Genomic DNA, 19,939 nt, shown 5'->3' with positions numbered 1-19,939 from the left:
GTCTGGCGTCCGGTCGCGCGTTCCGGCAAGGAACACCATGGACCAAGTGACCCCACCCGACGCGCGACGGGACGCTCAGACCGAGCCGCGGCTGCGCGGGCTGCTCGACCGCATCGCCACCGGGGCACCCGTGCAGGAGCCGGGCTCGGACCTGTCGCAGCTGAGCGCCGGGCAGGACGCGCTGGACGGCGGGGCCGGCGCCGATGCCGAGTCCGGCGGCCTCGCGCTCGCCGGCGCCGACCTGTCCCGCGCGCGGATGGAGGAGGCCGACCTGTCCGGTGCCAATCTGCGCCGGGCGAACCTCGCGGGCGCGCTCGGGCGCTCGGCCCGCTTTACGGGCGCGATCCTTGAGGAGGCCGACCTGTCGGAGGCCGACCTGTCGGGGGCGGACTTCACCGGCGTCGTCGCCGGTCAGGTAAAATTCGCGGGCGCCATGCTGGAGGATGCCCGCTTCGGGCAGGCCGCGATGCGCTTCGCCAACCTGTCCGGCGCCCTCCTGGACGGCACGGACTTCGCGGGCGCCGATCTATGGGGGGCCGACTTCTCCGGGGCTGATGCCGACGACACCGTATTCCGCGCGGCGCGGCTCGATGAAGCCAAGCTCGCCGACGCCAACCTGACCCACGCGGATTTCGCCGATGCCAGCCTGACCAAGGCGAGCTTGGCCGGCTCGCGACTGCGGGGCGCAAACTTCGCCGGGGCGAAGCTCGACGGCGCCGACCTCTCGGGTGCCGATCTCTCGGACACCGATCTCGTGCGGCTGAACCTCGCGACCTGCCGCCTGCGGCATGCTCGCTTCGCCGGCGCGTGGCTCAACGGCACCCGGATGAGCGTCGAGCAGCTCGGCGGTGCCGTGGGCGAGGAGGTCGCCGGCGCATACGAGCTGGCGCAGGCGAGCTACCTCGCCCTGGAGCAGAACTGGAAGAGCATCGGCAGCCACGACGCGGCGAGCTGGGCCTACAAGCGCGGACGCCGGATGGGCCGCTTTCATGCCGGACGGCAGGCCCGCACCGCCTGGGGCGCGCGGGACTGGGCCGGTCTTCTGCGGCACGGCTATCGCTGGACCGCGGACCGCTTCGTCGAATGGCTCTGCGATTACGGCGAGAGCCTGTCGCGCATCGCCCGGGCCTTCGCCCTTCTGATCGTTGTGTTCGCGGGCCTCTTCGGGCTCACCGGCGGCCTGTTCATCCTGGAGGGGCCGGAGGCGGGGCCGACCTACAATCCCCTCGATCTCCTGAGCTACAGCGCGCTCAACATGATGACCGCGAACCCGCCGGAGATCGGCCTCAAGCCCACCGGCCGCGTTACCAACCTGCTGGTCGGCCTCGAAGGCGCCGTCGGCATCATCCTGATGGGACTCTACGGCTTCGTCCTGGGGAACCGCCTGCGGCGGTGAGCCCCGCGCGCCGCGCGATCCTCAGTCGTTGACGCTCAGCCGCTCGATGACGAGGCTCAGGTCCTTGCGCAGGGCTCGGATCTCCGGCTCGCTGAGCTCGAGCTGGCACATCACGCTCTCGCGGACCGAAACCGCCTCGGCACGCAGGGCGGCGCCCGCGGGCGTGAGGGCGATCTCGACCTCGCGTTCATCGGACTGGCGGCGCGTCCGGAGCAGGAAGCCCGCGCCCTCCAGGCGCTTCAGCACCGGCGTCAGCGTGCCGGAATCAAGACGCAGGCGACGACCGATCTCCGAGACGGTCACGCCGTCCTGTTCCCACAGCACCAGCAGAACGAGATATTGCGGGTATGTCAGGCCGAGCCGCTCGAGCAGCGGCCGGTACGACTTGGTCATCCGATGCGCGGCAGCATAGAGCGCGTAGCAGAGCTGGTTATCGAGGAGCAGGGGATCGGTCTCCCGCTCTGCCTCCACCGGATCGGCCGTGTACGCCATGTCGTTCGCCCATCGCGGTCCAGACGCCGCCATTCTCAACCGCGACCGCGGGTTCGTCATCATACCATAACATGGGAAGGCGGCGCGCAAGGTCAGGCCGCACGGTCCCTTCTCTCAACAACCCTAAGGGTTCCGTCACCGGTGCGGTGTTTGGCCGAGTGCCGACAGGGTGTCGAGGAAGGCCGCCTCGTCCTCGAGCGTCCGGAGATCGAGGCGGACGGCATCATCGCCGATCCGGCCGATGACCGGCGTTGGCAGCCGGCGCAGATCACCGGCGAGGCGCTGGCAGCGCCCGCCGGCACCCCGGCCGCCCGCAGGTTCCGGGGCCAGGACCAGGGCCGCGCTCGGCAACGTCTCCACCGGCAGGGCGCCCGATCCGATCTGGCTGATGCAGTCGGCGACCGAAACCACAGCCCGGCCGGCGAGCCGCTCCGCTACCGCGGGGGCGAGACGCGCGGCCTGCGCGGCGATTGCGTCGCGACCGCGGGTCAGCAGCCGCAGGGTCGGCAACTCCTCCCGTAGCCGCTCGGGATGGAGATAGAGCCGCAGCACCGCTTCGAGCGCCGCGTAGGTCATCTTGTCGACGCGCAGTGCCCGCTTCAGCGGATTCTTGCGCACCCGGGCGATCAGGTCCTTCCGGCCGGCGACGATGCCGCACTGGACCGCGCCGAGGAGCTTGTCCCCGCTGAAGGTGACAACGTCCGCCCGCTCCAGGGCCGCCCGGATCGTCGGTTCGGGAGGCAGACCGTAGGCGGCGAGGTCGACGAGGCTGCCGCTGCCGAGATCGTCCGCGAGCGGCACGCCCCGCTCGCGGCAGAGGGCATGCAGGGCGGCCGGATCCGCCGCGGCCGTGAAACCCGCGATGGCGTAGTTGCTCGGATGCACCTTCATCACGAGGCCGGTGCGCGGGCCGATCGCCTCCGCGTAGTCGCGCAGATGCGTGCGATTGGTGGTGCCGACCTCACGGAGCCGGCAGCCTGCTCGCACCATCACATCCGGCACGCGGAACGAGCCGCCGATCTCCACGAGCTCGCCCCGGGAGACCACCACCTCCTTGCGCATGGCCAGGGCGTTCAGCACCAGCAGGACCGCAGCCGCGTTATTGTTGACGACCACCGCGGCCTCGGCCCCGGTCAGGCGGCAGATCAGGCCTTCGACGTGGTCGTCCCGCTCGCCGCGGGCGCCGGTCGCGAGGTCGAATTCGAGGTTGCTCGCCTGCACCATCACGGCGGCCACCGCCTCGGCGGCCGAGCGGGGCAGCAGGGCGCGGCCGAGATTGGTGTGCAGCACCGTTCCGGTCAGGTTGAAGACCGGCCGCAGCGACGGGCGGCGCGCGGCGGCAAGCCGTGCGGCCGCGTCGGCCCGGATCGCCGCCGCGTCCGGCACGGGAGCGCCTCCGGCCCGGATCTCCGAGAGGATATCCCGTATCGCCCCGGTGAACGCCGTCCGCCCGTAGACGTCGAGAACCTCCGGCGGCGCGGCGCCGACGAGGCGCTCCACCGCGGGGATCCGGCGCTGCGACGGCGCCGGATCATCGGCCGGGCGGGTGGGGACGGGCGCATTCATGACAGGCCAGACATAACCATCCCCCGCGATGGGGCCAGTCCGTCCACGCGCGGATAATCCGCGCAGGTTGTTCAGCTACCGGCCCGACGGTAAGGGCAGAGCCGGAAACCGGCCGACATCCATCCGCATGCGCGCGGAGCGGGCTTGGCCGCGCCACACCGCCCAGACTTCTCGGGAGACCCCGCCATGTCCCGACCTTCGATCCTGATCCACCCGATGATCCTGTGYGGRGGGACGGGGACGCGTCTGTGGCCGGCGTCTCGGGAGAGCATGCCGAAGCAGTTCGCCCGGCTGGTGGACGCGACGACCTCGACCTTCCAGGCGACGCTGGCGCGGGTGTCGGACGCTTCCGTGTTCGCGAAGGCGACCGTGATCGCCTCGGCGGAGGCCCGCTTCATCGTCGCCGAGCAGCGCGACCAGCTGGGTCTGTCGGCCGACATCCTGCTCGAGCCGCAGGGCCGGGACTCCGCCGCCGCCGTGGCGGTGGCGGCGCTGCACGCCGCGGCCAGCGACCCGCAGGCCGTGGTGCTGATCCTGGCGGCCGACCACGTCGTGCCCGACACGGACGCCTTCGTGGACGCGGTGCGGCGCGCGGCCGAAGGTGCCCGGGCCGGCTACACGATGACGCTCGGCATCGAGCCCGACCGCCCGGCCACCGATTACGGCTACATCCGCCGCGGCACGCCGATCCCCGAGGCGCCGGGCGCGGCCCGGGTGGAGAAGTTCGTCGAGAAGCCCGACCGGTCCGGCGCCGAGGCGCTGATCACCGACGGCGCCCTGTGGAACTCGGGCTACTTCCTGTTCCGCGCCGACCTGATGCTGGCCGAGCTGGAGGCGTTCGTGCCCGAGGTGCTGTCCGCCGCGCAGGCGGCGTACGCGGCGGCGGTGACCGACCTCGACTTCGTGCGCCTGGACGCGGCGGCCTTCGCGCGGGCGCCCAGGATCTCGATCGACTACGCGGTGATGGAGCGCACCGCCCGGGCCGGGGTGCTGCCGGTGTCGTTTGCGTGGTCGGATGTCGGCACCTGGGACGCGGTCTGGCAGGTGCTGGACCACGACGCGGAAGGCAACGCCGTGCGCGGCCGGGTGTCGCTGATCGACACGAAGAACAGCCTCGTGCACAGCCAGGGCGAGGGCCTGACCGCGGTGGTCGGCCTGGAGGACGTCGTGGTGGTCTCGACCCCCGACGCGGTGCTGGTGGCGTCCAAGGCGCATTCGGGCCAGGTCAAGGAGCTGGTCACGGCGCTGCGGGCCGCAGGCGCGCCGGAGGCGGACGCGCATCTGCGGATGTACCGGCCGTGGGGCTGGTACCAGCGGATCGACCTCGGCGAGCGGTTCCAGGTGAAGCGGATCCAGGTGGTGCCGGGTGGGCGCCTGTCGCTGCAGAAGCACTACCACCGGGCCGAGCACTGGGTGGTGGTGCGCGGCACCGCCGAGGTGACGATCGACGACCGGATCGTGCTGGTCCACGAGAACGAGGCGGTCTACCTGCCGATCGGCTCGATGCATCGCCTGGCCAATCCGGGCAAGATCCCCCTGGAGCTGATCGAGGTCCAGGTCGGATCCTACACCGGCGAGGACGACATCATCCGCGTCGAGGATATCTACGGACGCTGAGGCCTGGACGACTGAGCGCGCGAGCCAGGGCGCCCGCCTCGGATCTCTTGCAGAAGTCGGGCACGCCCGCTCGCAGGCGGATCGGTGAGGGCGAGACCGAAAGCCGCAACGGCTGGATCCGCGCCAATCCGTTGCCGAGCAGCCATGGCGTCGAACTGGCCATCGCCGTCGTCTCGGTTCGAGCCGCGCTGCGGATGGTCCTGCCGTACCGTCGGCTCGGTCTCCGTCCGGCTTGAACACGACGGCAACGCAACGTTTTGATCAGGTTCTACAGGCAGTCTCGACGCCTATAAGGCAAGAGATTGGACGAGAACGATGCGGATCGTGTCAGGCGGCGAAGAAGGAGCCAGGACGGTTCAGCTATCGGAAGTCCTCGGAGCGATGAGCCACGCCCTCGACCTGACGGAGGGTCAGCCCGTGGGCCATTGCGTGCGCGCGACTTGGATCGGCGTCCACATAGGTCGGGCCATGGGCCTCCCCGAGCTGCAGCTCTGGGAACTCTATCACACGGTCATGCTGAAGGATCTCGGATGCTCCAGCAACGCCGCGCGCATCTGCGAACTCTACCTGTCCGACGATCTCAGCTTCAAGCGTGATTTCAAGACCGTGAGCGACAGCCTGCCAAAAGTCCTGGGCTTCGTCTTCTCGCACACGGGCCTCAAGGCAGGCTTGGCCGAACGTTTCCGCGCGGTGCTCAACATCTTGCAGAACGGCGGCGCGATTGCCGATGATCTCATTCAGACCCGCTGTCAGCGCGGGGCACAGATCGCCCGTCAGCTCCGCTTCCCGGCGAGCGTCTGCGACGCCATCCACGCGCTGGACGAACACTGGAACGGCAGCGGCCGACCGGACCGTCTCGCCGGCCCCGCGATCCCGATCTACGCACGCGTGGCGCTGCTCGCGCAGGTCGTCGACGTCTTTCACACCGCAGCCGGTTCTGCGGCCGCGATCGCTGAAGTGCGGGCGCGCTCGGGCACGTGGTTCGATCCTCAGGTCGTCGCCTGCTTCGAGGCGGTCGCGGTCGAACCCGGCTTCTGGGAGACGCTGGGATCGGACGCGGTCGAGGCGGCGGTCTTCGCGCTGGCACCGGCCAGCCCGATCGTCGTAGACGAGGACTATCTCGACGACGTCGCCCGTGCCTTCGCGCAGATCATCGATGCCAAGAGCCCGTTCACGTCCGGTCACTCGGAGCGGGTCGCGGTCTACGCCGATATGATCGCGGCCGAACTCGGGTTTTCCGCGGAACGCCGCCGCTGGCTCAAACGGGCCGCGCTCCTGCACGATGTCGGCAAGCTCGGGGTCTCGAACGCGATCCTCGACAAGAACGGCAAGCTGGACGATGCGGAGTGGCGGGACATGCGCAATCACGCCGCCCTGTCCGAGACCATCCTGTCCCGCGCGGCGGTGTTTCACGAGATGGCCTGCATCGGAGGCAGTCACCACGAGCGGCTGGACGGCAAGGGCTATCCCCGTGGGCTGAAAGGCGATGCGATCGCACCCGAGATCCGCATCGTCTCGGTCGCAGACGTGTTCGACGCGCTGACCGCCGACCGCCCCTACCGGGCGGCCATGTCGCTCGAGAAGGCGCTCGGCATCATGCGCGCGGACCTCGGCACGGCGTTCGATCCCACCTGCTTCGCGGCGCTGGAGCGGGCGCTCGCCGCGATCGAGGGCGATCTCGCTCGGGCGGCATAAGGCGCGCCGCCCCTCCGCGCGTAGTTCGGCTACCGGACCGGGACCATCGTCGCGGCTGCGCCGCAGGGCGATGATGCGCCACGTGACGCCAGAACGATGGCTGTGCGCACCAGCCATCCGCAGGCCGGCGAACGCAGAGCCCGAAGATAAAGCGAATCGCCGATGCGTGCGAGCATGCTGTGAGCTTCCTGGTCCAGGGACACGTGGCAGATGTCGATCGCCGACGAAGCCGCCTTCCGTCCGGTGACTGCAGGATGCATGGTCCGACAGTACAGGCCGAAAGCAATTTCAATTGTATTTGATACAACCTAAACTGCACCTTCTAGGTGTAAAATCGAATCGCCCGCCGGTCCTGCCGGAAAGCGGCCTGGGCCCCGTTCTGGAACGGCCTGTATCGGCATCCAAGGTGACGTCGGGTTGCAGGCGGAGCGTCCACTTCCGGATCACGGACCGAGATCCGCCGGCCGCCCGCCTCGGACATCCCACCAGCCGGCCGTTCGCCTTCAGGCATTTGGATCAACCCTGATCGGAGCGCGCCTGCGACTCGAAGACCGGCCCCTTCCCAGGAACAATGCTGTCCGCCCGGTGGATAGCGGGACGTAGGGGCACCGCAGCCCGCCGCACATCGAGACCCCGGGACAGAGCATGAAGCACAAGCCGCTCCGCGAGCAGGTCATCGTAATCACAGGCGCATCGTCCGGCATCGGCCTCGCCACCGCCCGGATGGCCGCCGGGCGCGGCGCCCGGGTTGTGCTGGCGGCGCGCAGCGGCGACGCCCTGGCGCGCATCCGGACCGAGATCGAGGGCGTCGGCGGCAAAGCGATCGACGTCGTCGCCGATGTCGGCCGGCGGGCCGACGTGCAGGCGGTCGCCGATCGGGCCGCAGCCACATTCGGCGGCTTCGACACCTGGGTGAACGTTGCGGGCGGCACGATCTACGGCCGGCTGCGCGAGATCAGCGACGCCGACCATGAGCGCCTGATCCAGACCAATTTCTGGGGCACGGTGTACGGGTCCCTGGTGGCGGCGGACCACCTGCGCCGGCACGGCGGCGCCCTCGTCAACGTCGGCAGCATCGCCTCGGATCTCGCCTTCCCGTACCAGGGCATGTACGCGGCCTCGAAACACGCTGTGAAGGGCTTCACCGACGCCCTGCGCATGGAGCTGATGGACGAGAACGCGCCGGTCTCGGTGACGCTGATCAAGCCGGCCTCGATCGACACGCCCCTGCCCCAGCGCGCACGCAACTACATGGACCGCGAGCCGAGCCTGCCGCCGCCGATCTACCCGCCCGAAGAGGTCGCGAACGCCATCCTGCACGCGGCCGTGCGCCCGCAGCGCGACATCTTCGTCGGCGGCGCCGGCAAGGCCTTCGTGGCCGGCAAGGAGTTGGCGCCGGGTGCCTACGATCACCTCGCGCCGGCGATCATAGCCCTTCAGAAGCGGGGAAGCCCGCCGCGCCACCCCGACGGCGCCCTGCACGGGCCGGTGGCGGCCGGCGACACGCGGGGCGATCCGCCCGTGCCGGTCATGCGGACCAGCGCCTACACCCGCGCGACCCTGCATCCCCTGGCCGCAGCAGCCGGCCTCCTCGGGGTTGGTGCCGCCACCGCCCTCGCCGTGATCGGCACCTCGCCCGGTCGCCGGCGGCGCCTGTAAGTGTCTATCGTGTCGCTAACCGTGCCGGGCCTCGACCGGCCCGCACAGGAAGCCGGGACGGATCCCCGGATCGTACCGCGCCGGATCCTGTCCTTGGCCGAGGATCGGACGATCGCCTACGCGGAGACCGGCACTGGCCCGGATCTCGTGGTGATTCACGGCACGCTGATGTGCCTGGAGGACGTCTGGCTCGGCCCGGTGCCGGCGCTGTCCGAGCATTTCCGCGTCGTCGCCGTCGACCGTCCCGGCCACGGCTTCAGCCGCCGGCCCCGCGGGCGCGCCGCCGACATATGGGATCAGGCTGCGCAGATCCGCGAGGCGGTGCGCCGCCTCGGTCTGGAGCGGCCGGTGATCCTCGGTCACTCGTTCGGCGCGGCCGTCGCCCTCGCCTACGGGATGCTCCATCCGGACGAAATCGCCGGTATCGTCGCCCTGGCGCCGATCTGCTTCCCGGAACTCCGCCTCGAGCAGGTGCTGTTCTGGCCACGGGCGCTGCCATTCGGCGGCGATGCTCTGTCAGCCCTGCTGGGCGGGAGCAGCGACCGGGTGCTCCTGCCCCTGTTGTGGAACGCCATGTTCCTTCCCGAGGCGATGCCGCCACACTTCGCCCGTCAATTTCCCTTCGCCCTCGCCGGCGGCGCCGCGCAGATCACGGCCGACGGCGAGGATGCCGGCTGGCTCTGGCCGGCGCTCTCGCGCAGCGTCCTCGGCTATCCGTCGCTGCGCCGGCCTGTCCATATACTAGGCGGCAGCGCCGATCTGGTGGTGAATACAACCCTGCACGGGCAGCGCGCGGCCAGCATGATCCCCGGCGCGCGGTTCGAGCGTTTGGCCGGCGTCGGACACATGCTGCATCATGTGCGGCCCGACGCGGTGGTGCGCGCGGCCCTCGCGGCGCATGCGAGCCCGTAACGCGCCCGTCGCGGCAAGCAGACGGTGCGTGGCGCGGCAGGTCCGGACGGATGGTGGGCGGTGAGGGACTCGAACCCCCGACCCTCTCCGTGTAAAGGAGACGCTCTACCGACTGAGCTAACCGCCCGGTCGTGGACCGTTACGGCATGGCGCCGGTCCCGTGCAAGGGCGCCCGGTGCGCCCAGGTGTCAGGAGCCGACGAGCCGGGCAGCGAGGGCGGGGCCAAGCCCGATGCTCTCCACCGCTTCTGGCCCACTCCGGGGCGACATGGATCCGTGCGCGGCCGCCAGGACGGCGCGGGTGCCGGCCTCCACGGAGCAGATCAGCCGACACGGTACCCGGCCCGCGATGCGCGCGGTAAGTCCCGCCAGCCCGGCACCACCGAGGATCACGGAGTCAGCACCGCGTTCGGCGCAGGCGATGCAGGCTTCGGCCAGGGCCGAGAGTGCGGCATCGGGGTTCTCGGCGATCGCACCGCCGCTCGGCGCAACGGTGCGGATCGCCGCAAGCGGCCCCGACAGACCGAGCGTGCCGACGAACTCGCGCAGCATCGGTTCCCAGGCCGGACCGCCGGTTACGATACCGAAGCGGCCCTGCGCGGCGGCCTCGCGGCAGGCGGCTTCCGCCATGCCGACCACCGGCACCCGCGAGAGCTCCCGCAGGGCCAGAAGGCCGGGATCGCCGAAACAGGCCAGATAGACCGCATCGCAATCCGAACCGTGCTCCGCGAGGGCGTCCAGGGCGGCATGGCCCGCGATGGCGGCGGCCGAGCGGCTCGCGATGTAGCGGGCGCCGAAACGACCCGTGACCGCGCGCAACGCAGCCCGGCCCGCGAGTTGAGCCCGAACATAGCCCGCGACGAGGTCGGTCACGGCCGTGCTGGTATTGGGATTGATCAGAAGGATGCGCATCCAGCCCTCCGCGCATGAAAAAGCCCCCGGGGCTCTCGCTCCGGGGGCTCGCGTCACTCGCGCATCGGGTCAGTGTGCCACGAAGGCGGCCCCGTCCTCCTCGGACCGGGCAGGCTTGGCCACCGGCAGGGGCTCTTCCCACTCGATCGCGACCGGCTGCCGGACCAGCGCCTTCTCCAGCACCTGATCCATCCGGGAGACGGGCACGATCTCCAGACCGTTCTTCACGCTGTCGGGCACCTCGGCGATGTCCTTGGCGTTCTCCTCGGGGATCAGCACCGTCTTGATGCCGCCGCGGAGCGCGGCGAGCAGCTTCTCTTTGAGGCCGCCGATCGGAAGCACCCGACCGCGGAGCGTCACCTCGCCGGTCATCGCGACGTCGCGGCGGACCGGGATGCCGGTCAGCGTCGAGATGATCGCGGTGGCCATGGCGATGCCGGCCGACGGACCGTCCTTCGGGGTCGCGCCCTCGGGAACGTGAACGTGGATGTCGCGCCGCTCGAACAGCGGCGGCTCGATGCCGAAGTCGATGGCCCGGGAGCGCACGTAGGATGCGGCCGCCGAGATCGACTCCTTCATCACGTCCTTCAGGTTGCCGGTGACCGTCATCTTGCCCTTGCCAGGCATCATGACGCCCTCGATCGTCAGCAACTCGCCGCCGACCTCGGTCCAGGCCAGACCCGTCACGACGCCGACCTGATCGTCCGCATCGATCTCGCCGTAGCGGAACTTCGGCGGGCCGAGGAAGACCGGCAAGGTCTCCACGTTCACCGCGACCGACTTGGTCTTGGTGATCAGGATCTCCTTCACCGCCTTGCGGATCAGGTTCGACAGCTCCCGCTCCAGGTTGCGGACGCCGGCCTCCCGCGTGTAGCGGCGGACCAGCATCATCAGCCCGTCATCGTCGATCGACCACTCCTGCGTCCCGAGGCCGTGCTTCTTCAGGGCGTTCGGGATCAGGTGTTTGCGCGCGATCTCGACCTTCTCCTCCTCGGTGTATCCGGCGATGCGGATCACCTCCATCCGGTCCATGAGCGGGCCCGGGATGTTGAGGGTGTTGGCCGTGGTCACGAACATCACGTTCGAGAGGTCGTAATCCACCTCCAGGTAGTGGTCGTTGAAGGTGCTGTTCTGCTCGGGATCCAGAACCTCGAGGAGCGCCGCGGAAGGATCGCCACGGAAGTCCATGCCCATCTTGTCGATCTCGTCGAGCAGGATGAGCGGGTTCGAGGTCTTCGCCTTGCGCATCGACTGCACGATCTTGCCGGGCATCGAGCCGATATAGGTCCGGCGGTGACCGCGGATCTCGGCCTCGTCGCGCACGCCGCCGAGCGACATGCGGACGAACTCGCGACCCGTCGCCTTGGCGATGGACTTGCCGAGAGAGGTCTTGCCGACGCCGGGGGGACCGACGAGGCACAGGATCGGGCCGGTGAGCTTGTTCGCGCGCTGTTGCACCGCGAGGTACTCGACGATCCGCTCCTTGACCTTGTCGAGGCCGAAATGATCGTCGTCGAGCAGCGCCTGGGCGCCGAGCAGATCCTTCTTGATCTTCGAGCGCTTGCCCCACGGGATGCCAAGCATCCAGTCGAGGTAGTTGCGCACGACGGTCGCCTCGGCCGACATCGGCGACATCTGGCGCAGCTTCTTCAGCTCGGCCGTCGCCTTGTCGCGGGCCTCCTTGGAGAGCTTGGTCTTCTCGATCTTCTCTTCCAGCTCGGCCAGCTCGTCGCGGCCATCCTCGGAGTCACCCAGCTCCTTCTGGATCGCCTTCATCTGCTCGTTCAAGTAGTACTCGCGCTGGGTCTTCTCCATCTGCCGCTTGACGCGGGTCCGGATGCGCTTCTCCACCTGGAGCACGGAGATCTCGCTCTCCATCAGCGACAGCACGCGCTCGAGGCGCTGCGCAACCGTGGGCGTCTCCAGGATGCCCTGCTTGTCGGAGATCTTGACGAGCAGGTGCGAGCCGATCGTGTCGGCGAGCTTGGAGGGCTCGTCGATCTGGGTCACGGCAGAGACGACCTCGGGCGAGATCTTCTTGTTCAGCTTGACGTAGTTCTCGAACTCCGAGAGCACCGAGCGCGCGAGGGCTTCGGCCTCGACGCGGTCGCCGAGTTCGTCATGGAGGGCTTCCGCCGTCGCCTCGTAGTACTCGTCCGAACGGGTGAAGCCCGTGACCTTGGCGCGGCCGACGCCCTCGACCAGAACCTTTACGGTCCCGTCGGGCAGCTTCAGGAGTTGGAGCACCGAGGCAAGGGTGCCGATCTTGTAGATCGCGTCGGTCGCCGGATCGTCGTCGCCCGCGTTGATCTGGGTGGCGAGCAGGATGTGGCGATCGGTGCGGACGGCCTCCTCGAGGGCGCGGATCGACTTCTCGCGGCCCACGAACAGGGGCACGATCATGTGCGGGAAGACGACGATGTCGCGCAGGGGGAGGACGGCGTATGAGCCTGTCGAACCCGGGACCACCGGCTGGCGCGATTTCGACTGTGACATGCTGACTTCCTCTCAGGGACGCCCGGGTTCGACGCCTCCATGCATGGAGCGCGCCTACAGCCAGGGGCCGACCGGGCCGCGAGGGTCGGGGCTTTTTGGGACTTTGCGGCTGGTAACGCGGACCGCACCTCGAAGGAGCGTACGGCCTCCGCGCTGAGCCTGAGGTGGCTGCGGGGGGCAGCGTTTTCAAGATGTTCCCCGCAGCGCGCCCGGCCGGAGCCGGGCGCTTAATGCAACCCTACCAAGCGCTTACGCGCTGACGCTGGCGGGCGCTTCCTTGTTGCGGTCGCCGTGGATGTAGAGGGGGCGCGACTTGCCCTCGACTACCTCCGGGCCGATGACCACCTGCTCGACGGATTCCAGGCCCGGCAGGTCGTACATCGTGTCGAGCAGGATCGTCTCCAGGATCGAGCGCAGGCCGCGGGCGCCGGTCTTGCGCTCGATCGCCTTGCGGGCGACGAGCGACAGCGCGTCGTCCTGGAACGTCAGGTCGACGTTCTCCATCTCGAACAGGCGCTGGTACTGCTTGACCAGGGCGTTCTTCGGCTCCTGCAGGATCTTCTTGAGGGCCGCCTCGTCGAGGTCCTCCAGCGTCGCCAGGACCGGCAGACGGCCGACGAACTCCGGGATGAGGCCGAACTTCAGCAGATCCTCGGGCTCGACCGAGCGGAAGATCTCGCCGGTGCGACGGTCGTCCGGGGCCTGCACGGTCGCGCCGAAGCCGATCGAGGTGCCCTTGCCGCGCTGGGAGATGATCCGCTCCAGCCCCGCGAAGGCGCCGCCGCAGATGAACAGGATGTTGGTCGTGTCGACCTGCAGGAATTCCTGCTGCGGGTGCTTCCGGCCGCCCTGGGGCGGGACGGAGGCGACCGTGCCCTCCATGATCTTGAGGAGGGCCTGCTGAACGCCCTCGCCCGACACGTCGCGGGTGATCGACGGGTTGTCGGACTTACGGGAGATCTTGTCGATCTCGTCGATGTAGACGATGCCGCGCTGTGCCCGCTCGACGTTGTAGTCCGACGCCTGGAGCAGCTTGAGGATGATGTTCTCGACGTCCTCACCGACATAGCCGGCTTCGGTGAGCGTCGTGGCATCCGCCATGGTGAACGGCACGTCGAGGATCCGGGCCAGCGTCTGCGCGAGCAGCGTCTTGCCCGAGCCGGTCGGCCCGATCAGCATGATGTTGGACTTGGCCAGCTCGACGTCGTTGTGCTTCGTCGCGTGGGCGAGCCGCTTATAATGGTTGTGGACCGCGACCGAGAGGACCTTCTTGGCGAAGTCCTGGCCGATGACGTAGTCGTCGAGGACGCGGCGGATTTCCTTCGGGGTCGGCACCCCGTCGCGGCTCTTCACGAGCGAGGATTTCGACTCCTCGCGGATGATGTCCATGCACAGCTCGACGCACTCGTCGCAGATGAACACCGTCGGTCCGGCAATCAGCTTGCGGACCTCGTGCTGGCTCTTGCCGCAGAACGAGCAATACAGCGTGCTCTTGGAGTCGTTGCCGCCAGTCTTGCTCATATCGGTCTCCGATTCCTCGCGTCCGCAGCCGGCAAGGGGCGAACGCGCATCGTTTGAATGTAGGGGGTCCGTTTAAAGAAACAGTGTGCTGCGCGCCTTTGACCGACGGACCCGATCCCGGATGCAAACACGCTGCCGCGGCGGGATCAAGGCCGCGCCGCGGCAGTCAGGCGTCGCGGATCCGATCAGGCGGCCGCCGGCTCGGGACGCTTCTCGATCACCTCGTCGATGAGCCCGAACTCCTTGGCCGCGTCCGCGGTCATGAAGTTGTCGCGCTCCAGCGCCGTATGGATCGTGTCGTAGTCGCGACCCGTGTGCTTCACGTAGATCTCGTTCAGGCGCCGCTTCAGCGCCTCGATCTCGCGGGCGTGGATCAGGATGTCGGTCGCTTGGCCCTGGAAGCCGCCCGACGGCTGGTGAACCATGATCCGGGCGTTCGGCAGGGCGAAGCGGTGACCCGGCTCGCCGGCGGTGAGCAGGAGCGAGCCCATGGAGGCGGCCTGGCCGACGCAGAGAGTCGTCACCGGGCAGCGGATGAACTGCATCGTGTCGTAGATCGACAGGCCGGAGGTGACCACGCCGCCGGGGGAGTTGATGTAGAAGGAAATTTCCTTCTTCGGGTTCTCCGCCTCGAGGAACAGCAGCTGCGCCACGATCAGCGACGCGCCGTAATCCTCCACGGGGCCGGTGAGGAAGATGATGCGCTCGCGGAGAAGGCGGGAGTAGATGTCGAAGGCGCGCTCGCCGCGGCTCGACTGCTCGACGACCATCGGCACGAGCGCGTTGTTATAGACGTCGATCGGATCTCTCATCTCGTCCTGCCCCGGAGTGAGGCCCGGGGCTGCCGCGAATCAGGGCAGCCCCGGGCATGTCAGCGAACATCGGCGATGCTTAACCACCGCCTAACCCTTGCCCGCCGTCGCTCGGACAGTGCGGGACTCAGTCGGCCTTGGCTTCGGTCTTGGACTCGTCCTTGGCCTCGGCCTTGTCTGCCGGCTTTGCGCCGGTCGTGTCGTCGTCATCCTCGTCTGCGAAAAGCGCCTCTTTCGAGACGGGCTCCTCGACGAGCTTGATCTGCCCGAGGACGTGGTCGACCACCTTCTCCTCGAACAGGGGCGCGCGGAGTTCCGCGAGCGCCTGCGCATTCTTCCGGTAGAAGTCCCAGACCTGCTGCTCCTGGCCCGGGAACTGCCGGACCCGGGCGATGAGGGCCTGGTTCACCTCCTCGTCCGAGACCTTGATATCGGCGCTCTCGCCGACCTGCGCAAGCACGAGACCGAGACGGACGCGCCGTTCGGCGATCTTCCTGTACTCGGCCTGGGCCTTCTCCTCGGTGGTGTCCTCGTCGGCGAAGGTCTTGCCGCGGGTCTTGAGGTCYTGCTCCACCTGCGCCCACACGGCGGCGAATTCCTGCGCCACCAGGGACGGGGGCAGCTCGAAGGCGTACTTGCCGTCGAGGGCGTCGAGGAGGTCCTTCTTGAGGAGTCGGCGCGAGGCGGTCTCGAAATCCCGGCCGATCGCCTCCGACACGGCCTCGCGGAGCTTCTCCAGCGATTCCATGCCCATGGACTTGGCGAGTTCGTCGTCGACTTTGGCCTCGCCGGCGGCCTGGATCTTCGTGACCGTGACGTCGAACTCGGCGTCCTTGCCGGCGAGGTGCTCGGCCCCGTAGGATTCCGGGAAGGTGACCTTCACGAGGCGCTTGTCGCCGACTTTGGCGCCGACGAGCTGCTCCTCGAACCCCGGAATGAACGAGCCGGACCCGAGCTCCAGATCGATGCCGTCGCCCTTGCCACCCTGGAACTCCTCGCCGTCGATGCGACCGACGAAGTCGATGGTGACACGGTCGCCGCTCTGGGCCTCGGCGCCCTCCTCGCGCTCGGCGAAGGGACGGCTCTGGCCGGCCATGCGCGCCAGGGCCTCGTCGACCTCTGCGTCGGAGGGCTTAGCGACGCGCTTAGTCAGGCTGACGTCGGAGAGGTCGGCCAGCTCGAAGCTCGGCATCACCTCGAGGGCGACCTTGAAGGCGAGATCGCCCTTGGCGTCCAGCGCCTTCTCGACCTCGGCCTGATCACTCGGGAACTCGACCTGCGGCTCGAGGGCCAGCTTGAGGCCGTTATCGGTGACGATCTGACGGTTGGCCTCGTTGACGGCGTTCTGAACCACCTCGGCCATCACGGAGCGGCCGTAGACCTTGCGCAGGTGCGCCACCGGCACCTTACCGGGGCGGAAGCCCTTGAGCTGCACCTTGTCCTTCATGCCGGACAGCTCGTTGGTCAGGCGCTCTTCGAGCTCCTGGGCGGCCAGCAGAACCTGAAACTCGCGCTTCAGCCCAGGGGTGGCAGTCCCTTGGGCGTTGATCTCGGTCACCTGCATCGTCGTCGTCGCTCTTCAAAGAACCTGTGGTCGCCGGCCGGGCCGGCGTCGTGCTCGCGCGGACCGGGATGCCGAGATGTCGGGTACGAGACGGAGGGTCCCGGGGGGACCGCAACCGCAGCAGAATTCCTGGTGCGGGCGGAGGGGCTCGAACCCCCACGTCTTGCGACACTGGAACCTAAATCCAGCGCGTCTACCAGTTCCGCCACGCCCGCGCGCGCCGACATCCGGCGCATCGCCGGCCGCCGGAAGCGCGCCCTATAGCATGGGCCGGACGGCCCGCAGCAAAAAACTTGCCCCTGTGGCGCGGGAGCCCGCGCGCCGCTAAGGAGCGGACCCGTCGCGAGCCGCAGCCGAGTGACCATGCCGCCATCCCGCCCCGTGCCGCCGACCGAATCGCGCGACGGCGCGCCCTCGCGCCGGACCCTGCTCACCGCCGCGGCCGCCTTCGGGCTCGTGCCGGCCTTCGGGCTCGTGCCGGCCTTCGGGCTCGCGCCGGGCGCGGCGTGGGCTCAGGGGCCGGGAACCCCGCCGGGGTCTGCACCCGGGACGACGCCGCCCGCGCCGGCGCAGCCGGAACCCGCTTCCCTGGCGGCGGCCCCCGGCCGGGCGCGGTTCAGGCCCGAGCCGGCGCCGGACACGGCGGTCTGGTGTTTCGACGGCAAGGCCCTGCCCCCCGTCATCCGGGTGAAGCTCGGCCAGCCGGTGCGGCTGAAGGTGGAGAACCGAACCGACAAGCCCCTGTCGCTGCACTGGCACGGCGTGCGCATCGTCAACGCCATGGACGGCGTCGGCGGGGTCACCCAGGCGCCGATCCCGCCGGGGGGCGACTTTCTCTACGCGTTCACCCCGCCCGATGCCGGATCCTACCTGATCCGCCCCCTGGTCGTCGGCGGAGCGAGCGAGCCGTCGGGCCGCGGGCTCGCGGGCATGCTGGTCGTCGAGGAGACGAACCCGCCCTCCGTCGACGCCGATGTCAGCGTCGTGCTGCAGGACTGGCGCCTTCAGGACGACGGCAGCCTGATGCCGTTCGGGCAGACGGCCCTCGCCGCCGCCCACGGCCGGCTCGGCAACCTCGTCACGGTCAACGGCCAGCCCGTGCCGGGGACCATCGAGGCGCGCCCGGGGGCACGGGTCCGCCTGCGTCTCGGGAACGCCTGCAACGCCCGGGCGACGCGGCTCCGGTTCGAGGGCGTGAAGGTCTACGTGGCGGCGGTCGACGGACAGCCGACCGACACGTTCGAGCCCCTGCGCGCCACCCTCCCCTTCCCGCCGGGCACCCGCTACGACCTCCTGGTCGACCTCCCCGAGGAAGAGGGCGCCCGATGCACGATCGAGGCGCTGGTCGGGAAGGGCCTGACGCTGGCGAGCGTGACCACGAAGGGCGCCCGGATCACCGAGAAGCGGCCGCCGATCGGCCCGATCGGCGAGAACAAGCGCCTCCCGGCCGAGATCAAGCTCCAGAACGCCCTGCGCCGGGATGTCGTGATCTCCGGCGGTGCCTTTGTGCCCAAGGACAAGGCGGGCGCCAAAGACGCCGCCAGAGAGACCGCCACGCCCGATCCGGTCTATACGGGCGATCCGCAGAAGATCTGGTCGGTGAACGGGGCCGCCGGGGTCGCGGGCCTCCAGCCGATCTTTTCGGTAAAGCGGGGCCAGGTTGTGGTCCTGGCCCTGCGCAACGAGACCGCCTTCCCCCAGGCGCTGCACCTCCACGGGCACTGCTTCCGCCTGCTCCATCCCCTGGACGACGGCTGGGAGCCCTACTGGCTCGACACGTTCCAACTGCTGGAAGGCCGGACCGCCCGGATCGGCTTCCTGGCCGATAATCCCGGCCGCTGGCTGATCAGCGCCACGGTGCTGGAGCGGTTCGACACCGGCCTGTGGACGGTGTTCGAGGTCACCTGAAATCGGCCGCCGCGAGGTCCCGCAGCACCGCCGGCATCAGCTCGGGAATGTCCTCGGCGATCAGCCCGGGGCCGTGCCGCAGGCCGGCATCCCCGTGGAGCCAGACGCCGGCGGCGGCGGCCGCGAAGGGCTCCATGCCCTGCGCCAGCAGGCCCGCGATCAGGCCAGCGAGCACGTCGCCCGAGCCGGCCGTGCCGAGATAGGGGCTGCCGTGGTCGTTGATCGCCGCACGCCCGTCGGGACTCGCGATGACGGTGTCGGCCCCTTTCAGGACCACCACCGCGCCGGCGAGTTCGGCTGCCGCGCGTGTTCGGGCGACCTTGTCGGCCGTCTCCGCCATGGCGTCCGTGCCGTCGAACAGGCGCGCGAATTCCCCGGCATGGGGGGTCAGCACGGCGCGCGCATCGCCGTCGGCGAGATGCGCGGCCAGGAGCGGCGCCTGTCCGGAAAAGCTCGTCAGCGCGTCAGCATCGAGGACGAGGTTGCGCCCGGCCGCCGCCGCCACGGCGACGCGCTCCCGGGTCGGCGCGCCGGTGCCGAGACCGGGGCCGGCCAGGATCACGTTGAGGCGCTCGTCGGTGAGCAGGTCGTCGAGATCGTCGGCGCTCTCGCATGGCCGCAGCATGATCGCCGTGAGGTGCGCGGCGTTCTCGGCGAGCGCCGCGGTCGGCGAGGCGACGGTCACGAGCCCGGCGCCGACCCGCAGGGCGCCGCGGGCGGCGAGCCGGGCGGCACCGGTCTTGGTCGCCGGTCCCGACAGCACGAGGGCGTGGCCGCGGGTATATTTGTGGCTGGCCCCATCGAGGCGTGGGAAGGCCGCGGCCCACAGGTCCGGTCCGTTTCGGTGGAGCGGTGCGCCGGTGGCGAGGCCGGCCTCGAGCGCCTCCGGTCCCGTCCCGATCTCAGCGAGGCTAAGCTGGCCGCAGAGGCCGCGCCCGGGTTGCAGGAGGTGCCCGGGCTTCAACGCCACGAACGTCACGGTCTCCACGGCCCGGATCGCCGTGCCGCGAACCGCGCCGGTATCGCCGTCGACCCCGCTCGGCACGTCGATCGCCAGTACCGGGATCCCGGCGGCATTCACCGCTTCGACGAGCGCACGGGCCTCCCCGTCGAGGTCGCGCGACAGTCCCGCCCCGAACAAGGCGTCGATCACGAGGTCGCAGGACGGCAGCGCGCCGGGGGCGGCCCGCTGGACCGCTCCCGTCCAGGCCTGGGCCGCCAGGGCGGCATCCCCCGTCAGCGCCGCCCGGTCCCCGAGGAGAACAAGGTCGACCACGTGGCCGGTCTCGGCCAGCAGCCGGGCGGCCACGAAGCCGTCACCGCCGTTGTTGCCCGGTCCGCACAGGATCAGCGCCCGGCCGCCTGCCGGCAGCCGCCCCCGGGCGCGGGC

The 19,939-nt window shown here is 69.7% G+C and carries 15 protein-coding genes and 2 tRNA genes; 7 read left to right on the top strand and 10 right to left on the bottom strand.

The annotated features are described in order from the left end of the window. Positions 1-37: 37 nt before the first annotated feature. On the top strand, positions 38-1,396 hold the full coding sequence (locus AC1DXK_RS01500) for a pentapeptide repeat-containing protein (RefSeq protein ID WP_457104711.1): 1,359 nt from the start codon (positions 38-40) through the stop codon (positions 1,394-1,396). A 21-nt stretch (positions 1,397-1,417) separates the two neighbouring features. On the opposite strand, the gene AC1DXK_RS01495 is transcribed toward AC1DXK_RS01500, so the two are convergent. Next, positions 1,418-1,888: a MarR family winged helix-turn-helix transcriptional regulator gene (locus AC1DXK_RS01495; protein ID WP_457104710.1), complete on the bottom strand. Its 471-nt coding sequence runs from the start codon at positions 1,886-1,888 to the stop codon at positions 1,418-1,420. Between the two features lie 135 nt (positions 1,889-2,023). Then, entirely contained in the window at positions 2,024-3,454 is a 1,431-nt protein-coding gene (selA, locus tag AC1DXK_RS01490) for an L-seryl-tRNA(Sec) selenium transferase (RefSeq protein WP_457104709.1), read from the bottom strand. A 186-nt stretch (positions 3,455-3,640) separates the two neighbouring features. Between selA and AC1DXK_RS01485 the strand changes: the two genes are divergently transcribed. From AC1DXK_RS01485 to AC1DXK_RS01465, 5 genes are all read left to right on the top strand, one after another. Beyond that, positions 3,641-5,071: a mannose-1-phosphate guanylyltransferase/mannose-6-phosphate isomerase gene (locus AC1DXK_RS01485; RefSeq protein ID WP_477296589.1), complete on the top strand. Its 1,431-nt coding sequence runs from the start codon at positions 3,641-3,643 to the stop codon at positions 5,069-5,071. Positions 5,072-5,118: 47 nt separating this feature from the next. Further along, a complete protein-coding gene (locus AC1DXK_RS01480) occupies positions 5,119-5,307 on the top strand; it encodes a hypothetical protein (RefSeq protein ID WP_457105849.1) in 189 nt (62 codons plus the stop codon). 79 nt (positions 5,308-5,386) lie between these two features. After that, positions 5,387-6,766, top strand: coding sequence for an HD-GYP domain-containing protein (locus AC1DXK_RS01475; RefSeq protein WP_477296588.1), 1,380 nt, complete (start codon positions 5,387-5,389; stop codon positions 6,764-6,766). 645 nt (positions 6,767-7,411) lie between these two features. Continuing rightward, complete coding sequence (locus tag AC1DXK_RS01470) at positions 7,412-8,425, top strand: SDR family oxidoreductase (protein ID WP_457105847.1); 1,014 nt, start codon at positions 7,412-7,414, stop codon at positions 8,423-8,425. Further along, positions 8,426-9,337 carry an alpha/beta fold hydrolase gene (locus tag AC1DXK_RS01465; protein WP_457105846.1) on the top strand — a complete coding sequence of 304 codons (912 nt, stop codon included), beginning with the start codon at positions 8,426-8,428 and terminating at the stop codon, positions 9,335-9,337. Positions 9,338-9,388: 51 nt separating this feature from the next. Here AC1DXK_RS01465 and AC1DXK_RS01460 read toward each other — a convergent pair. The 7 genes from AC1DXK_RS01460 to AC1DXK_RS01430 form a co-directional block, all read right to left on the bottom strand. Continuing rightward, a tRNA-Val gene (locus tag AC1DXK_RS01460) sits at positions 9,389-9,464 on the bottom strand. A 61-nt stretch (positions 9,465-9,525) separates the two neighbouring features. Beyond that, complete coding sequence (locus AC1DXK_RS01455; RefSeq protein WP_457105845.1) at positions 9,526-10,248, bottom strand: aspartate/glutamate racemase family protein; 723 nt, start codon at positions 10,246-10,248, stop codon at positions 9,526-9,528. 69 nt (positions 10,249-10,317) lie between these two features. Then, positions 10,318-12,744: an endopeptidase La gene (gene lon / locus AC1DXK_RS01450; RefSeq protein WP_457105844.1), complete on the bottom strand. Its 2,427-nt coding sequence runs from the start codon at positions 12,742-12,744 to the stop codon at positions 10,318-10,320. 249 nt (positions 12,745-12,993) lie between these two features. Beyond that, positions 12,994-14,265, bottom strand: a complete 1,272-nt coding sequence (gene clpX, locus AC1DXK_RS01445; RefSeq protein ID WP_043385521.1) for an ATP-dependent Clp protease ATP-binding subunit ClpX — start codon at positions 14,263-14,265, stop codon at positions 12,994-12,996. A gap of 185 nt (positions 14,266-14,450) precedes the next feature. Next, complete coding sequence (locus AC1DXK_RS01440; protein WP_012322036.1) at positions 14,451-15,077, bottom strand: ATP-dependent Clp protease proteolytic subunit; 627 nt, start codon at positions 15,075-15,077, stop codon at positions 14,451-14,453. 127 nt (positions 15,078-15,204) lie between these two features. Beyond that, complete coding sequence (tig, locus tag AC1DXK_RS01435; protein ID WP_457105843.1) at positions 15,205-16,641, bottom strand: trigger factor; 1,437 nt, start codon at positions 16,639-16,641, stop codon at positions 15,205-15,207. 130 nt (positions 16,642-16,771) lie between these two features. Further along, positions 16,772-16,856 (bottom strand) — tRNA-Leu (locus AC1DXK_RS01430). A 148-nt stretch (positions 16,857-17,004) separates the two neighbouring features. On the opposite strand from AC1DXK_RS01430, the gene AC1DXK_RS01425 reads away from it, so the two are divergent. After that, positions 17,005-18,549: a multicopper oxidase family protein gene (locus tag AC1DXK_RS01425; RefSeq protein WP_477296584.1), complete on the top strand. Its 1,545-nt coding sequence runs from the start codon at positions 17,005-17,007 to the stop codon at positions 18,547-18,549. Here the strand turns inward: AC1DXK_RS01425 and AC1DXK_RS01420 are convergent. Next, positions 18,542-19,939: NAD(P)H-hydrate dehydratase (locus tag AC1DXK_RS01420; RefSeq protein WP_477296582.1), on the bottom strand; the 1,398-nt coding region annotated here is incomplete at its 5' end. The two genes, AC1DXK_RS01425 and AC1DXK_RS01420, sit on opposite strands and share 8 nt — an antisense overlap.

This window comes from Methylobacterium sp. P3_A11 (assembly GCF_056403155.1).
The sequence above is the reverse complement of the archived record's forward strand: the minus strand, read 5'-3'. Positions and strand labels throughout refer to the sequence as shown.

Excerpts from the sequence above, each read along its gene's own strand:
- AC1DXK_RS01425 (WP_477296584.1), top strand. The coding sequence starts at position 17,005 with ATGCCGCCATCCCGCCCCGTGCCGCCGACCGAATCGCGCGACGGCGCG.
- AC1DXK_RS01440 (WP_012322036.1), bottom strand. The coding sequence starts at position 15,077 with ATGAGAGATCCGATCGACGTCTATAACAACGCGCTCGTGCCGATGGTC.
- AC1DXK_RS01500 (WP_457104711.1), top strand. The coding sequence starts at position 38 with ATGGACCAAGTGACCCCACCCGACGCGCGACGGGACGCTCAGACCGAG.
- clpX (WP_043385521.1), bottom strand. The coding sequence starts at position 14,265 with ATGAGCAAGACTGGCGGCAACGACTCCAAGAGCACGCTGTATTGCTCG.
- AC1DXK_RS01470 (WP_457105847.1), top strand. The coding sequence starts at position 7,412 with ATGAAGCACAAGCCGCTCCGCGAGCAGGTCATCGTAATCACAGGCGCA.
- selA (WP_457104709.1), bottom strand. The coding sequence starts at position 3,454 with ATGAATGCGCCCGTCCCCACCCGCCCGGCCGATGATCCGGCGCCGTCG.
- AC1DXK_RS01495 (WP_457104710.1), bottom strand. The coding sequence starts at position 1,888 with ATGGCGTACACGGCCGATCCGGTGGAGGCAGAGCGGGAGACCGATCCC.
- AC1DXK_RS01475 (WP_477296588.1), top strand. The coding sequence starts at position 5,387 with ATGCGGATCGTGTCAGGCGGCGAAGAAGGAGCCAGGACGGTTCAGCTA.
- lon (WP_457105844.1), bottom strand. The coding sequence starts at position 12,744 with ATGTCACAGTCGAAATCGCGCCAGCCGGTGGTCCCGGGTTCGACAGGC.
- AC1DXK_RS01455 (WP_457105845.1), bottom strand. The coding sequence starts at position 10,248 with ATGCGCATCCTTCTGATCAATCCCAATACCAGCACGGCCGTGACCGAC.